Genomic DNA, 15,853 nt, shown 5'->3' on the forward strand with positions numbered 1-15,853 from the left:
AAACCGATGTTATGCCTTTTCGTGCGGATGCACGGTATCAGGGTAGATCTCTGTTGGGTATTTGCCTGTAAAGCATGCTAGACATTGCCCTTTGTTTTCGTCATCATCTGGTCTGCCGATTGCTTTTAGTAATCCTTCATTGCTTATAAATGATAAAGAGTCTGCACCGATAATTTGACGAATTTCTTCCACTGATCTTGATGATGCAATTAGCTCTTCTCTAGTGGAAGTATCGATTCCGTAATAACAAGGATTTTTAATAGGCGGTGAACTAATACGTACATGCACCTCGGTTGCCCCCGCGTGTCGTAGCATATTAACGATTCGACGACTTGTCGTTCCACGAACGATTGAGTCATCAACCATAACAACACGCTTACCCTCTACAATTCCACGAACTGGTGAAAGCTTCATTTTTACACCTTGTTCACGAAGGGATTGTGAAGGTTGAATAAACGTACGTCCTACATAACGGTTTTTAATCAAACCAATTTCATATGGAATCCCCATTGCTTCTGCATAGCCGATTGCTGCTGAAATACTTGAATCAGGAACACCTGTTACCACATCTGCTTCTGCTGGTGCTTCAAGTGCCAGCCATCTACCTAAGTTTTTACGTGCACTGTGAACATTGATTCGGTCCACATTGCTGTCAGGACGAGCGAAATAAATATATTCCATACTACAAATGGCACGACTTTGAAATCCTGAGAAACGTTCTGAACGAATCCCTTCATCTGAAATAATGATTAACTCACCTGGTTCTACTTCACGCTCATAAGTCGCACCAACCACATCAAATGCACAGGTCTCAGAAGCAACAACATAAGCATCACCTAAGCGACCAAGTGAAAGTGGACGCATTCCAAGTGGATCAAGTGCAATCATCATTTCATTCTCTGTCATAACTAAAAATGCATAAGCACCTTTCACCATAGACAAAGCATTTTTTACTCGTTCATTCAGCGGAAGATTCCCTCCACGTTTAATTAAATGAGCTAATACCTCTGTATCAGAAGTTGTTTGAAAAATACTTCCCTGCCCTTCAAGCTGATGCTTAAGCGCATTAGCATTTACTAAGTTTCCATTATGTGCAAGAGCTAGACCACCACTTTGAGAACGGAATAATAACGGCTGAACATTTTCATAACCGCCACCACCAGCTGTTGCATAACGAACGTGACCAATTGCAGCCTTACCATATAAGTCATTCATTTGCTCTTGTTTAAAAACCTCGGTTACTAAACCAGTGCCCTTAACCGTGTTTAACTTTTCCCCGTCTGTTACGACAATCCCTGCACCTTCTTGTCCACGGTGTTGGAGACTATGAAGACCGTAATACGTAATCTGGGCAGAATCTGGGTGACCCCAGATTCCAAATATCCCACATTCTTCATTTAAGCCTTTGAGTTCAGCAAGCATGGGATCGCCCCTTTCCAAGCCTGTTGTAATACTTCCATAGATGTATCAATGGAAACAGCTCCATCAACTGTTACTACTAACTTACCTTCATTTGTTACATTTCCTACCAAAGTAGCCACAACTAGCTCCTCAAAACGCTCCTGGTTCTCAGGACTTACAGTCACTACAAAACGAGATTGTGTTTCACTGAATAACATGACAGTTGCATCACCAAATAATTCAACAGATGCTCCAAGCTCAGTACCCATTACTGATTCTGCTAAAGCAACCCCAAGTCCACCCTCAGAAACATCATGTGCCGATTGAACAAGACCTGCACGAATGGCACCTAATAAAGAAGATTGTCTTTCTGCTTCTACCTCTAAATCTAAAGCAGGAGCCTTACCAAAAATACGACCATATGTCAGCTTTTGAAGTTCACTTCCGCCAAACTCTGCTGCTGTTTCACCAATTACATAAACTAAATCCCCAGCCTGTTTAAAGCTTTGAGTGGTAATATGATCAAGATCCGTAATCAGCCCAACCATACCCACTGTTGGAGTTGGATAAATTGCCGTACCATTTGTTTCGTTATATAAAGATACATTTCCACTAATAACAGGTGCATTTAACTTCGTACAAGCTGCACTCATTCCATCTACTGCTTTTTCAAGCTGCCAGAAAATCTCTGGCTTTTCAGGGTTACCGAAGTTTAAGCAGTCTGTAATGGCAATTGGCTCTCCACCAGAACAAACCACATTACGAGCTGCTTCAGCAACTGCAATCTTTCCTCCAACCTCTGGATCTAAGTAGATATAGCGAGAATTACAGTCAGTAGTCATTGCTAATGCTTTTCTAGTCCCACGAATACGAACAACTGCCGCATCTGACCCTGGAGAAACAACCGTATTTGTTCTAACCATATAATCGTACTGATTGTAAACCCATTCCTTACTTGCAATAGTTGGTTGAGAAAGTAGGTTCACTAATGTTTCCTGTACATCATCCACTGCTGGAATATCATTTTCCATCGCTTGGAATTCACGATAATAAGCAGGCTCTGCAGAAGGTTTATGATAAACTGGTGCATCCTCAGCTAACGCATCAACCGGAACATCAGCCACTACTTCGCCTTTATGAACAAGGCGTAAACGCTTATCATCCGTTACAACACCTACCGCTACCGCTTCTAAGTCATACTTTTCCACGATATCTTGAATTTCTCTTTCTCTTCCTTTTTCAACAACAATTAGCATACGTTCTTGTGATTCAGAAAGCATCATTTCGTAAGCTGTCATTCCTGTTTCACGTTGAGGAATTAAATCAAGATTCATTTCAATCCCTGATCCACCCTTACTTGCCATTTCAGCAGATGAAGAAGTTAGACCTGCTGCACCCATGTCCTGAATTCCAACAAGGGCATCACTTTGGATAATTTCTAAACTAGCCTCAAGTAAAAGCTTCTCCATGAATGGATCGCCTACTTGAACAGCTGGACGCTTCGCTTCTGAAGCCTCGGATAACTCTTCAGATGCAAACGTCGCACCATGGATTCCGTCACGACCTGTTTTCGCTCCAACATACATCACTGTATTGCCAATCCCAGTCGCCACACCTTTTTTAATATCTTTATGGTCAATTAACCCGACACACATTGCATTTACTAGTGGATTACCATCATAAGAAGGATCGAACTGAATCTCCCCTCCAACTGTTGGAATCCCGACACAGTTACCATAGCCGGCAATACCTGCTACTACATTTTCAAATAAATATCTCATACGAGGAGTCGTTAACTCACCGAAACGTAACGAGTTTAATAAAGCAACCGGACGAGCCCCCATTGAAAATACATCACGAATGATTCCACCTACACCAGTAGCTGCCCCTTGGTACGGTTCAATTGCTGAAGGATGGTTATGACTCTCCATCTTGAAAACAACCGCTTGTTCATCACCGATATCCACAATCCCTGCACCCTCACCAGGACCTTGAAGAACACGCTCGCCCTTAGTTGGGAATTTACGAAGAACAGGCTTAGAATTTTTATAGCTACAATGCTCTGACCACATAACAGAGAATAATCCTAATTCTGTATAGTTAGGTAGACGCCCAATAATCTCCTCAACCAGGGCAAACTCCTCGTCACTTAGTCCCATTTCACGGTAGATTTTCTCACTTTTAATTTGTTCAGCTGTTGGTTCAAGCAGTAACGACATGAGTGTTCCTCCAATTCTTCAAGATTGATTTAAAAAGCTTAAGTCCATCATCACTACCTAATAGCGAATCGACTGCACGCTCAGGGTGTGGCATCATTCCAAGAACATTTCCTTTTTCATTCACTATCCCTGCAATATTTGAAAGGCTTCCGTTTAGATCATCCTCATAACGGAAAACGATTTGATTTCCTTCTTCAAGCTTTTGTAAAGTCTTTTCATCACAGTAGTAATTTCCTTCACCGTGAGCTACTGGGATACTAATGACTTCACCCGCTTCATAGCCTGAGCTAAACATAGACTCAGCATTTTCAACTACTAGATTAACAGGCTGGCAAATAAACTTTAAATCTTTATTTCTTCTTAAAGCCCCTGGTAGTAATCCAGCTTCTAATAAAATTTGGAATCCGTTACATACACCCATTACAGGCTTTCCTTCTTCAGCCGCCTTAATCACAGCTGCCATCACCTTAGAAAATCGTGCAATGGCTCCACAGCGTAAATAATCTCCGTATGAAAAACCACCTGGTAAAAGAATACCATCATATGAATCTAGTGATTCCGTATCGTGCCAAACGTATTCTACTTCTTCACCTAACTCATCTTTAATCGCATGGTACATATCAACATCACAGTTCGAACCTGGGAAGACAATTACTGCAAATTTCACTTTGCAACAACCTCCTCAACTTCATAAGTAAAGTCTTCAATAACCGTATTCGTTAAAAGACGCTCACACATTTCTTTCACAAGCTCATCAATTGAGCGATCCGATTTCTCAATTGTTAACTCTAAAAACTTACCAATACGAACATCTTGTACCTCTGTATATGACAAGCTATGAAGTGATCCTTTTACCGCTGAACCTTGTGGATCTAAAACACTTTCTCTTAACGTAACGAATACCTTAACTTTATACATGAGTTGCTCCCCCTAATCGCTCTAATAGTTTTTCATATGTCTCTGTTAAATTTCCTAAGTCTCTTCTGAATACATCTTTATCCAGCTTTTCATTTGTATCCTTATCCCATAAACGACAAGTATCTGGAGAAATCTCATCTGCTAGCAGCACTGTACCTGCACTTGTTACACCAAACTCCAGCTTAAAATCTATTAACCTTACATTTCTTTCATCAAAATAAGGAAGAAGGACTTCATTAACACCTAATGCCTTTTCCTTTAATTCCTGCACCTGCTCTTCAGTTGCAAGGTTCAATACCTTAATGTGATCTTCATTAATTAACGGATCACCAAGGTCATCGTTTTTGTAATAAAGTTCAATAATCGGGAATGGAAGTGCCTGGCCCTCAACAAAACCTAGACGTTTAGCTAATGAACCTGCTGCAATATTTCGAACCACTACTTCTAAAGGAATAATGCTTACTCGTTTAACGAGCTGTTCAGTATCAGATAACTGATCTACTAAATGAGTAGGAATTCCCTTTTCATGAAGCATCTCAAATAACAAGCAAGTAATCGTATTATTTAGACGCCCTTTACCGGTGATGGTAGCCTTTTTCTCACCATTAAAGGCTGTTGCGCTATCTTTATACTCTACCCACACAACTTCTGGATCATTAGTTTGATAGATTCTTTTTGCTTTTCCTTCGTATAGTAACCCTAGCTTTTCCACTCCAAATCCCCCTAATCGTTGTTCAAAAAGTCCGGGAGGCTTCGAACTAAATCCTCCCTCATTGAACCTTAGCTTATAATCCTACTCGTTCAAAAATCGTATCAACCTGTGATAGATGATAGCTATAGTCAAAGCAATTATCAATTTCTTCCTGAGTAAGTCTTGACGTGATTTTCTCTTCCGCCATCACAATTTCCTTAAATGACGTTTGTTTTTCCCAAGCCTCCATTGCTTTTGGTTGAACCGTGTCATATGCCTCTTCACGAGATAATCCAGCATCAATTAGAGCTAATAACACACGCTGAGAATAAATTAAGCCAAATGTACGATCCATATTACGCTTCATGTTTTCAGGGAAAACTGTTAAGTTCTTAATGATATTTCCGAAACGATTTAACATATAGTTAAGAGCAATCGTTGCATCCGGTAAAATGATTCTCTCCGCTGATGAATGAGAAATATCACGCTCATGCCATAAAGACACATTTTCATAGGCTGTTACCATATGACCACGAATCACTCTTGCTAGACCCGTCATATTTTCTGAACCAATCGGGTTACGTTTATGTGGCATAGCCGATGATCCCTTTTGACCTTTAGCAAAGAATTCCTCTACTTCTCTTGTTTCACTCTTCTGAAGTCCACGAACTTCCGTTGCAAATTTTTCAATGGAAGTCGCAATCAGTGCAAGCGTTGACATATAGTGTGCATGACGATCACGTTGCAAAGTTTGAGTTGAAATAGGTGCTGCTTGTAGCCCTAGCTTTTCACAAACATAGCTTTCAACAAATGGATTAATGTTTGCATACGTTCCAACTGCACCTGAAATCTTACCGAACTCTATTCCTTTTGACGCCGCCTCAAATCGCTCTACATTTCGCTTCATTTCCTCATACCAAAGAGCAAGCTTTAATCCGAAAGTAGTAGGTTCCGCATGAACACCATGAGTTCTTCCCATCATGACCGTGTATTTATGCTCTAGTGCTTTTTCCTTTAAAATATCTACAAAACGTGCAAGGTCCTGCTTTAAAATATCATTTGCTTGTCTTAGTAAATAAGAAAGTGCAGTATCAACAACGTCCGTCGAAGTTAATCCGTAATGTACCCATTTCTTTTCTTCCCCAAGCGTTTCAGAAACGGCACGGGTGAATGCCACCACATCATGTCTAGTTTCCTCTTCAATTTCTAGTATTCTTCCAATATTGAAGGAGGCATTTTGACGAATTAACGCCACGTCCTCCTTAGGGATGTCTCCTAGCTCTGCCCATGCCTCACATGCTAAGATTTCAACCTCAAGCCAAGCATTATAACGATTTTCCTCTGTCCAAATCGCTCCCATTTCTGGTCTCGTATAACGTTCAATCATCCTGTTCCCCCCGCTTTTTCATTCCATATTGTTAGTTTAGATAGATCTGTTAATATTTCTTCAACATTGTCACCTAAAAAAGTAATGTGACCCATTTTCCTTTTAAGTTTCGCATCTTTCTTTCCGTATAAATGAACCTTACCGGTTATGATCTGTTCATATTGCTCAATAGTAGATTCCACATGCTCACCTAGTAAATTAACCATAACGGTTGGCTTTAATAAACTCGCGTCTCCAAGCGGAAGATTACATACCGCTCTAATATGCTGCTCAAATTGAGAGGTTACACAGCCCTCAATTGAATAGTGTCCAGAATTATGAGGCCTTGGTGCTAACTCATTTACAAAGATTTCATTACCTACTAAAAACATCTCTACAGCTAGTGTACCCACTAGACCAAGTCCATCAGCTATCACCTTAGCTACTGAGTATGCCTTTTCTGCTGCTTCGTTCCCCACTCTTGCTGGAACAATTGTTTGATGAAGGATATTGTTTACATGAATATTTTCAGCAAGTGGTAGGGTCTTCGTCTCTCCATTTGGGTTTCTAGCAATAATAACAGAAAGCTCCTTTTCAAAAGAGACCCACCCCTCTACGATACATTTACTTTCTTGTAATAATTCGTAGGCAGCAATAACGTCCTCACGCTCTCTTACAACATGCTGACCTTTCCCGTCATAACCGCCGCGACAGGTCTTGACCACACAAGGGATCCCGATTTTTTCTACTGCTTCTTCAAGTTCACTCTTCGTTTTGACAATCGCAAATGGAGCTACCGGTACTCCCAAAGCTTTAATTGATTCTTTCTCTGTTTCACGATCCTGGGTAATTCGTAAAAGCTCTGTTCCCTGTGGTAAGTAAGTATGTTCATGTAGCCAAGTAAGCGCCTCATGATCAATATTTTCAAATTCATAAGTGATGACATCACTTACTTTTGCTAATTCTTTTATTGCTGTTAAGTCATGGTAGGCCGCTGTAATTTCAATATCAGCAATTTGTCCACAAGGACTATCAGGAGTTGGGTCTAGGACAGCAATTCTATATCCCATCTCTCTTGCGGACAATGCCATCATTCTCCCCAATTGCCCTCCACCAATTATTCCAATTGTGCTTCCGGGTAGAATATTCTTATACAAGTTGATCACTCATTTCTAACGCCATCTGCTTCATCTTTTCTCTTCTCACTTGAAGCTTATCGGCAATCTCAACGTTAGCGATACTCAATATTTGTGTTGCTAATAATCCTGCGTTGGTTGCCCCTGCTTTTCCAATTGCAACAGTTGCTACCGGAACTCCGCCAGGCATTTGAACAATTGATAATAATGAGTCCAAACCATTTAAAGCCTTTGATTGTACAGGTACTCCAATAACCGGTAAAGTTGTTTTAGCAGCTACCATCCCTGGTAAATGGGCAGCCCCACCTGCTCCCGCAATGATCACTTGAATTCCTCGTTCTCTTGCCTGCTCTGCATATTCAAACATTAAGTCAGGTGTACGATGTGCAGAAACAACCTTTTTTTCATAAGATACTTCTAGTTCATCAAGTATTTCACATGCATGCTTCATCGTTTCCCAATCAGATGAACTCCCCATAATTACTCCAACTATTGGCTTCAAATTAATCCCCCTTTACCTCTTTTGGGCGAAAAAAAGTACCCAAAGTAAATTCCTCCCTATAAAGAGAAAGCAATTTACTTGGGCACTGTATTGCTCCAAGTATATAGGAGCTCCCCGTATCACTTTCCCTCATAGTCCAATAAATTAACGGTTATTGGGTAGAAACTTATGGGCCATAATCCCAAAATTATATGAGGCAAACTAATCTATATATATATCTAATTCTTCATTTTCCAATCTTATAATATCAGCTAAAGCTACCATTTGTAAACAAAAATTCGAACAATTACTAGAAAGTTCACAATTAATGTTCGGATTTACTAACTAACTTCCCCTCAAAAATAATCATTCTTCCACATGGTTGAATATCCTTTACACCATCAGTCTCGGTTTCCTCGAACACAGGCTCCTCCATGCGGCGAACCGGTTTATATCCTTCCTGTTCCATCCTTAGTAAACAAGCGTCAATCGTTTCATTTTCAGCCACCTGAAATTTCTTTTTAGAAGGTTTATTAGCCATTCTTCAACTTCCCTTTCCGCACATTCTTAACCCAGAAGCCACCATGAATTGCTTTGGGCTCATACGAGATAATAAAAGCCCCTGGATCGAGCTCTTTAATGGTGGTATATAATGTAAGCTCATATTTTCGTGGCGTTAATATCTGTAAAGACATACGGTCTCCTTCAAGACCATGTGCTTCCCAAGTGGTTACTCCATAACCCTTTTCTCGAAGCTGTCTAGGAAGGTCCACATTATAATCCTTTGTAATCACATTCGCAGTAATATAACCTAGCGCTAATTTCTCCTCAATCTTCATTCCAACTATAACACCAATCCCGTAACCAACTGCATAAGCGATTAAATTCTGAATTTGATTTAAATTGTCCAACACCAAGCCTAATCCGACCACATAAATAACAACCTCAACCATACTTAACATGGCAGCTAAATACCGATGTCCTTTTAATGTTAAAATCATTCGTATTGTAAAAAAAGTAACATACACGATATTAATTAGTAAAATGATGACTACCATAGCCAGTCCATTTTCTATCATCATTCTCACCTCATCTTCTTTAGTATTACTATACCCAGTTCTTACCCCATATTGTATCAAAGATTGACAACCCATGAACAGGATAAAGGGAATAGACACATAACTATAGCCCCTTCATATAATATAAAAGCTTTTGACACTAACTGTTTAAGCTTTGGAGGTGGACTTTATGTTAAATAATCATCCGTACTTAAAGGATTTTTCCAATTGGAAAGATCAATTCCAAGGATTTTTTGGTGATGATTTTTGGAAAAACTTTGATGGCATTTTTCAAAACCAACTGACTAACTACAATTTATATCAAGCGGACAACGAACTCTTATGCGTCTTAAATGTGCCTGGTATTGATAAGCTCGATGATATTAATGTGTATGTAAACCAAAACATACTGGAAGTAGAAGGACTGATTAATCTAAATTACAAAGGCTTTAAGCTAGTTCAAGAGGGAATCTTTCAAGGAAAGTTTAAACGAGAAATAGATCTCCCTTACCATGTAAGAGATGACCGAGTAGAGGCAAACTATCAGCAGGGCCTGTTGATTATCCATTTACACAAGCAAATCCCATCTGATGCTAAAAAAAATAAAGTGGCTATCAAAAAAATTGGGGATTAGCACGAAAAAAGATGTAACAAAATGGTAAAACCTTCGTCTATCTAAGATGAAGGAGTGAAAATTATGAAATTAATCAAATATATATGTCTATTGGTATTTGTTCTAACCTTAACTTTAATTGTAAAACCAATTCCATCGTATGCTTGTTCATGCGTTCCCTCACCACCGGTGGAGGAAGAGCTAGAACGTGCAAATTCTGTATTCTCAGGTAAGGTGTTATCCATTGAGGAAGATACCTCAAATGAATTCGAACCAATTAAAGTTACATTTCAGGTAAATGAAATTTGGAAGGGTGAAAATACATCTCAGATTTCAGTATATACGGCTCGAGACTCTGCCAGCTGTGGTTTCAACTTTTCCAAAGATGAATCCTATTTAGTCTATGCCATACAAAATGAGGGCATATTAAAAACAGGAATTTGTTCCTTAACAAAAGAACTCTCACGAGCAAATGATGATCTAACTATACTGGGTGAAGGAGAAGTGCTAACAAATAAAGCAAGTGATAATACCACTTCTTCCCTCACTACTTGGATTATTCTATCTACTATGTTTATCCTTGGATTAGTCCTTCTTTATCTTAAAACAAGAAAAAAAGCATAAATACTCGTAAAACATGGTTCTTAAAGGACCATGTTTTTTATGGATAAATATATAAGTTTTGTATAACCTAGTACTATCTTATTTGTCCTTAAAAGGAAGGTGTGTCCGATATATGCGAAACGTAATGTTAACAACCTCTGAAATGGCTAACCTCTGGACTACCTATCATAATGATACGTTAGCAACAGCAGTAATCCCCTACTTCATCAATAATGTAGATGACGCGCAAATCAAAGAGGTACTCCAGTATGCACTTTCACTTTCAGAGCAACATTTAATCTTTTTAACAAATCTCTTTACGGAAGAGAAATTCCCAATCCCCGTTAGTTTTTCAGAGAATGACTATAATCATACAGCACCTAAATTATTTTCAGACGCCTTTTACCTATATTATTTAAAGAATATGGCATTCATCGGTGGAAATGGCTATAGCCTAGCACTAGGTAACTCGGCGAGACAAGATATAAGAACATTCTTTACAAACTGCATTTCAGAATCTTCAACTTTATACAATAAGAGTGTGGAAGTTTTACTCGAGAAAGGTCTCTTTATCAGACCTCCTCAAATTAATATCCCAAAAGAAGTTGATTTTGTTTCAAAGCAAGGTTTTCTGTCAGGATGGTTCGGAGAAAGACGTCCTTTAACCTCTATCGAAATTATGAATTTATTTTTTAACATTGAGCGAAATGATCTAGGAAGAGCTTTGTTAACTGGTTTTAAACAGGTTGTAAAATCAGATGAGGTAAGGGAATTTTTATCCAATGGTATTCAGATCGCATCAAAGCATATCGAAGTCTTCGGCTCAGTTCTTAGTGAATCAAAGCTTCCTACACCAATGGTATGGAATACTTTACCGACAGATTCAACAACTGCCCCCTTCTCTGATAAACTCATTATGTTCCACTCAGCAGCATTAACAGCTGCAAGTACAAGTCACTACGGGACAAGCTTGGGTTCAAGTCCTAGACGTGATTTGGGTTCTCACTACACTAGACTAATTGCCGAGATCCTTAAATTTGCAGAGGATGGGGCAAATATAATGATAAACAATGGTTGGCTTGAGCAGCCACCAACTGCTTTAGACCGTGATAAACTAGCAAAAGGAAAAACTACGTATTAGCTAAAGGGGAGACTTTATAAGGTTTCCTCTTTTACATCATAATGTAATATCATAATTTTCCACTTTGGTGCGAAGTAGCTCTTCATATATAATATGGCCCTTCCCCAACTACCATCATTGCTCCAATTCTGCCTTGTTGGGATCATTTTAAGACATAAATAATTATTATAGAGATTAAATTTATTTTTTTCCTCAAAAGATCACTCTAGAAGATAATTATTGTTACTAGAAGTAGCTGATACACATGCGGATCTATGACGAACATAAATTTATTCCTGTAGTTTTATGATAATTCCACGAGAAGTATATCTAATTCCGTAGTTTTTAAGTTATTTCCATGAAAAAATACGTTAATTCCACGATTTTTTCATTTATTTCACGATTTCTTATTATAATTCCGCAAATACTAATTTGCGGAATCGTTGAAAATAGTGAGTAGCTATATACTCTACTTTTTGCAGTTTAACGCCCAATTACCTAGCTTTTTCACAATCATTAAGCATTATTTAGTAAACGACAGACTTCCAAACGAACTGGACTTCTTCTTACATATATGCGAGTCATTTATAATAGAAAACAAAAAAGCACAGCTACAATAGCTACGCATCTTCTCTTTGCTTGGCGACGTCCTACTCTCACAGGGCAATGCCCAACTACCATCGGCGCGCGAGCTTAACTTTTGTGTTCGGGTTCGGACTAAAAAACTATTTGTATTTCATGCTATATAAAAATAGAGGACTGGTTGTCCGCTCACCAATCAAAATGAACGTTTATGTAACCTCTTGCCTCGACTCAATCCCTCCGCGGACACTGAGTCCTCTATTTGACCGGTTCTTACCGATTTCCTAGGGTTTGCGGACCCTCTGTCCTCTATTTGCCTCTATTACTGACAAAACACACTCTTTTCCTAACAATAGAGGACTATATGTCCGCTCAGCCCTCACAATATGCCATTTTGACTAAAATAGAGGACTATATGTCCTCTAACCAGTTCTTTTCTTTATAGTCGTCAAAATAGAATTTCTTGAAAACGAAAACACTTCTTTTAACCACAAAAAAAGCGCAGCTACAATAGCTACGCTTTTTCTCTTTGCTTGGCGACGTCCTACTCTCACAGGGGCAATGCCCCAACTACCATCGGCGCTGAAGAGCTTAACTTCCGTGTTCGGAATGGGAACGGGTGTATCCTCTTCGCCATCATCACCAGACAATAAGGGAATAATAATTGTTCCCTCAAAACTAGATAATATCGTATGCAAGATTGTCGTTTAAATATGGTTAAGTCCTCGACCTATTAGTATCTGTCAGCTCCACGTGTCGCCACGCTTCCACCTCAGACCTATCAACCTGATCGTCTTTCAGGGGTCTTACTTCAAAGAATGGGAAATCTCATCTTGAGGGGGGCTTCATGCTTAGATGCTTTCAGCACTTATCCCGTCCACACATAGCTACCCAGCGATGCCCTTGGCAGAACAACTGGTACACCAGCGGTGTGTCCATCCCGGTCCTCTCGTACTAAGGACAGCTCCTCTCAAATTTCCTACGCCCACGACGGATAGGGACCGAACTGTCTCACGACGTTCTGAACCCAGCTCGCGTACCGCTTTAATGGGCGAACAGCCCAACCCTTGGGACCGACTACAGCCCCAGGATGCGATGAGCCGACATCGAGGTGCCAAACCTCCCCGTCGATGTGGACTCTTGGGGGAGATAAGCCTGTTATCCCCGGGGTAGCTTTTATCCGTTGAGCGATGGCCCTTCCATGCGGAACCACCGGATCACTAAGCCCGACTTTCGTCCCTGCTCGACTTGTAGGTCTCGCAGTCAAGCTCCCTTGTGCCTTTACACTCTACGAATGATTTCCAACCATTCTGAGGGAACCTTTGGGCGCCTCCGTTACATTTTAGGAGGCGACCGCCCCAGTCAAACTGCCCACCTGACACTGTCTCCCAGCTCGATCAGAGCTGCGGGTTAGAATTTCAATACAGCCAGGGTAGTATCCCACCGACGCCTCCACCGAAGCTGGCGCTCCGGCTTCTCAGGCTCCTACCTATCCTGTACAAGCTGTACCAAAATTCAATATCAGGCTACAGTAAAGCTCCACGGGGTCTTTCCGTCCTGTCGCGGGTAACCTGCATCTTCACAGGTACTATAATTTCACCGAGTCTCTCGTTGAGACAGTGCCCAAATCGTTACACCTTTCGTGCGGGTCAGAACTTACCTGACAAGGAATTTCGCTACCTTAGGACCGTTATAGTTACGGCCGCCGTTTACTGGGGCTTCAATTCAAAGCTTCGCTTGCGCTAACCTCTCCTCTTAACCTTCCAGCACCGGGCAGGTGTCAGCCCCTATACTTCGCCTTACGGCTTCGCAGAGACCTGTGTTTTTGCTAAACAGTCGCTTGGGCCTTTTCACTGCGGCTCTCTCGGGCTTTCACCCTACCAGAGCACCCCTTCTCCCGAAGTTACGGGGTCATTTTGCCGAGTTCCTTAACGAGAGTTCTCTCGATCACCTTAGGATTCTCTCCTCGCCTACCTGTGTCGGTTTGCGGTACAGGCACCTCTCACCTCGCTAGAGGCTTTTCTTGGCAGTGTGGAATCAAGAACTTCGGTACTATATTTCCCTCGCCATCACAGCTCAGCCTTATGGTAAGCGGATTTGCCTACTTACCAGCCTAACTGCTTGGACGCGCACTTCCAATCGCGCGATTCTCTATCCTCCTGCGTCCCCCCATTGCTCAAACGGTGAGGAGGTGGTACAGGAATATCAACCTGTTGTCCATCGCCTACGCCTTTCGGCCTCGGCTTAGGTCCTGACTAACCCTGAGCGGACGAGCCTTCCTCAGGAAACCTTAGGCATTCGGTGGACAAGATTCTCACTTGTCTTTCGCTACTCATACCGGCATTCTCACTTCTAAGCGCTCCACCAGTCCTTACGGTCTAGCTTCAACGCCCTTAGAACGCTCTCCTACCAATGTCGTTAGACATTCCACAGCTTCGGTGATACGTTTAGCCCCGGTACATTTTCGGCGCAGAGTCACTCGACCAGTGAGCTATTACGCACTCTTTAAATGGTGGCTGCTTCTAAGCCAACATCCTGGTTGTCTGGGCAACTCCACATCCTTTTCCACTTAACGTATACTTTGGGACCTTAGCTGGTGGTCTGGGCTGTTTCCCTTTCGACTACGGATCTTATCACTCGCAGTCTGACTCCCAAGTATAAGTCTTTGGCATTCGGAGTTTGACTGAATTCGGTAACCCGATGAGGGCCCCTAGTCCAATCAGTGCTCTACCTCCAAGACTCTCAAACTCGAGGCTAGCCCTAAAGCTATTTCGGAGAGAACCAGCTATCTCCAGGTTCGATTGGAATTTCTCCGCTACCCACACCTCATCCCCGCACTTTTCAACGTGCGTGGGTTCGGGCCTCCATTCAGTGTTACCTGAACTTCACCCTGGACATGGGTAGATCACCTGGTTTCGGGTCTACGACCACGTACTCAATCGCCCTATTCAGACTCGCTTTCGCTGCGGCTCCGTCTTCTCAACTTAACCTTGCACGGGATCGTAACTCGCCGGTTCATTCTACAAAAGGCACGCCATCACCCGTTAACGGGCTCTGACTACTTGTAGGCACACGGTTTCAGGATCTGTTTCACTCCCCTTCCGGGGTGCTTTTCACCTTTCCCTCACGGTACTGGTTCACTATCGGTCACTAGGGAGTATTTAGCCTTGGGAGATGGTCCTCCCTGCTTCCGACGGGATTTCTCGTGTCCCGCCGTACTCAGGATCCACTCAGGAGGGAACGAAGTTTCAGCTACAGGGCTGTTACCTTCTATGGCTGGCCTTTCCAGACCGCTTCACTTACCTCGTTCCTTTGTAACTCCATGTTGAGTGTCCTACAACCCCAAGAGGCAAGCCTCTTGGTTTGGGCTTCTTCCGTTTCGCTCGCCGCTACTCAGGAAATCGCGAATTGCTTTCTCTTCCTCCGGGTACTAAGATGTTTCAGTTCCCCGGGTCTGCCATCATCACCCTATGTATTCAGGTGAAGATACTACCCCATTACGAGCAGTGGGTTTCCCCATTCGGAAATCTCCGGATCAAAGCTTACTTACAGCTCCCCGAAGCATATCGTTGTTAGTCACGTCCTTCATCGGCTCCTAGTGCCAAGGCATCCACCGTGCGCCCTTAACAACTTAACCGTTGTTAAAGATCATTCGATCAATTTCT

At 41.6% G+C, this 15,853-nt stretch carries 13 protein-coding genes, 2 rRNA genes and 1 riboswitch; of the genes, 3 read left to right on the forward strand and 12 right to left on the reverse strand.

Annotated elements, in window-relative coordinates:
- Positions 1–9 precede the first annotated feature (9 nt).
- From purF to M1D60_RS21950, 10 genes are all read right to left on the reverse strand, one after another.
- Positions 10–1,422 carry an amidophosphoribosyltransferase gene (gene purF / locus M1D60_RS21905; RefSeq protein WP_456276926.1) on the reverse strand — a complete coding sequence of 471 codons (1,413 nt, stop codon included), beginning with the start codon at positions 1,420–1,422 and terminating at the stop codon, positions 10–12.
- Positions 1,398–3,620, reverse strand: coding sequence for a phosphoribosylformylglycinamidine synthase subunit PurL (purL, locus tag M1D60_RS21910; RefSeq protein WP_456276927.1), 2,223 nt, complete (start codon positions 3,618–3,620; stop codon positions 1,398–1,400). The genes purF and purL overlap by 25 nt, the downstream gene beginning before the upstream one ends.
- A complete protein-coding gene (gene purQ / locus M1D60_RS21915; protein ID WP_456276928.1) occupies positions 3,604–4,287 on the reverse strand; it encodes a phosphoribosylformylglycinamidine synthase subunit PurQ in 684 nt (227 codons plus the stop codon). Before purQ ends, purL begins: the two co-directional genes overlap by 17 nt.
- Entirely contained in the window at positions 4,284–4,538 is a 255-nt protein-coding gene (purS, locus tag M1D60_RS21920) for a phosphoribosylformylglycinamidine synthase subunit PurS (RefSeq protein ID WP_456276929.1), read from the reverse strand. The genes purQ and purS overlap by 4 nt, the downstream gene beginning before the upstream one ends.
- Positions 4,531–5,250: a phosphoribosylaminoimidazolesuccinocarboxamide synthase gene (gene purC, locus M1D60_RS21925; protein ID WP_456276930.1), complete on the reverse strand. Its 720-nt coding sequence runs from the start codon at positions 5,248–5,250 to the stop codon at positions 4,531–4,533. Before purC ends, purS begins: the two co-directional genes overlap by 8 nt.
- A 73-nt stretch (positions 5,251–5,323) precedes the next feature.
- Positions 5,324–6,616, reverse strand: a complete 1,293-nt coding sequence (purB, locus tag M1D60_RS21930) for an adenylosuccinate lyase (RefSeq protein WP_456276931.1) — start codon at positions 6,614–6,616, stop codon at positions 5,324–5,326.
- On the reverse strand, positions 6,613–7,761 hold the full coding sequence (purK, locus tag M1D60_RS21935) for a 5-(carboxyamino)imidazole ribonucleotide synthase (RefSeq protein WP_456276932.1): 1,149 nt from the start codon (positions 7,759–7,761) through the stop codon (positions 6,613–6,615). The genes purB and purK overlap by 4 nt, the downstream gene beginning before the upstream one ends.
- The gene (gene purE / locus M1D60_RS21940) at positions 7,745–8,233 is read right to left on the reverse strand and encodes a 5-(carboxyamino)imidazole ribonucleotide mutase (RefSeq protein ID WP_456276933.1); all 489 of its coding nucleotides are present in this window, start codon (positions 8,231–8,233) and stop codon (positions 7,745–7,747) included. Before purE ends, purK begins: the two co-directional genes overlap by 17 nt.
- A gap of 112 nt (positions 8,234–8,345) precedes the next feature.
- Positions 8,346–8,448: riboswitch (purine riboswitch) on the reverse strand.
- Between the two features lie 89 nt (positions 8,449–8,537).
- Positions 8,538–8,753, reverse strand: coding sequence for an NETI motif-containing protein (locus M1D60_RS21945; RefSeq protein WP_456276934.1), 216 nt, complete (start codon positions 8,751–8,753; stop codon positions 8,538–8,540).
- Positions 8,746–9,291 (reverse strand): DUF2179 domain-containing protein, encoded by a 546-nt coding sequence (locus tag M1D60_RS21950; protein WP_456279518.1) that lies wholly within the window; start codon positions 9,289–9,291, stop codon positions 8,746–8,748. Before M1D60_RS21950 ends, M1D60_RS21945 begins: the two co-directional genes overlap by 8 nt.
- Positions 9,292–9,460: 169 nt before the next feature.
- Between M1D60_RS21950 and M1D60_RS21955 the strand changes: the two genes are divergently transcribed.
- The 3 genes from M1D60_RS21955 to M1D60_RS21965 all read left to right on the forward strand — a co-directional run bounded on the left by M1D60_RS21955 (position 9,461) and on the right by M1D60_RS21965 (position 11,627).
- On the forward strand, positions 9,461–9,904 hold the full coding sequence (locus M1D60_RS21955) for an Hsp20/alpha crystallin family protein (RefSeq protein ID WP_456276935.1): 444 nt from the start codon (positions 9,461–9,463) through the stop codon (positions 9,902–9,904).
- A gap of 63 nt (positions 9,905–9,967) precedes the next feature.
- Positions 9,968–10,507 (forward strand): hypothetical protein, encoded by a 540-nt coding sequence (locus tag M1D60_RS21960; protein WP_456276936.1) that lies wholly within the window; start codon positions 9,968–9,970, stop codon positions 10,505–10,507.
- 112 nt (positions 10,508–10,619) lie between these two features.
- A complete protein-coding gene (locus M1D60_RS21965) occupies positions 10,620–11,627 on the forward strand; it encodes a DUF3231 family protein (RefSeq protein WP_456276937.1) in 1,008 nt (335 codons plus the stop codon).
- Between the two features lie 1,092 nt (positions 11,628–12,719).
- On the opposite strand, the gene rrf is transcribed toward M1D60_RS21965, so the two are convergent.
- Positions 12,720–12,835: ribosomal RNA gene (gene rrf / locus M1D60_RS21970) — 5S ribosomal RNA — on the reverse strand.
- 66 nt (positions 12,836–12,901) lie between these two features.
- Positions 12,902–15,825 (reverse strand): 23S ribosomal RNA (locus tag M1D60_RS21975).
- Positions 15,826–15,853: the final 28 nt, after the last annotated feature.

The sequence above is a fragment of the Bacillus sp. AK128 genome (assembly GCF_053903075.1).

What these genes read in the sequence shown, in the direction of transcription:
- purF (WP_456276926.1), bottom strand. Translation starts at nt 1,422, where the DNA reads ATGCTTGCTGAACTCAAAGGCTTAAATGAAGAATGTGGGATATTTGGA.
- purL (WP_456276927.1), bottom strand. Translation starts at nt 3,620, where the DNA reads ATGTCGTTACTGCTTGAACCAACAGCTGAACAAATTAAAAGTGAGAAA.
- purS (WP_456276929.1), bottom strand. Translation starts at nt 4,538, where the DNA reads ATGTATAAAGTTAAGGTATTCGTTACGTTAAGAGAAAGTGTTTTAGAT.
- purB (WP_456276931.1), bottom strand. Translation starts at nt 6,616, where the DNA reads ATGATTGAACGTTATACGAGACCAGAAATGGGAGCGATTTGGACAGAG.
- M1D60_RS21945 (WP_456276934.1), bottom strand. Translation starts at nt 8,753, where the DNA reads ATGGCTAATAAACCTTCTAAAAAGAAATTTCAGGTGGCTGAAAATGAA.
- M1D60_RS21950 (WP_456279518.1), bottom strand. Translation starts at nt 9,291, where the DNA reads ATGATAGAAAATGGACTGGCTATGGTAGTCATCATTTTACTAATTAAT.
- M1D60_RS21955 (WP_456276935.1), top strand. Translation starts at nt 9,461, where the DNA reads ATGTTAAATAATCATCCGTACTTAAAGGATTTTTCCAATTGGAAAGAT.
- M1D60_RS21960 (WP_456276936.1), top strand. Translation starts at nt 9,968, where the DNA reads ATGAAATTAATCAAATATATATGTCTATTGGTATTTGTTCTAACCTTA.
- M1D60_RS21965 (WP_456276937.1), top strand. Translation starts at nt 10,620, where the DNA reads ATGCGAAACGTAATGTTAACAACCTCTGAAATGGCTAACCTCTGGACT.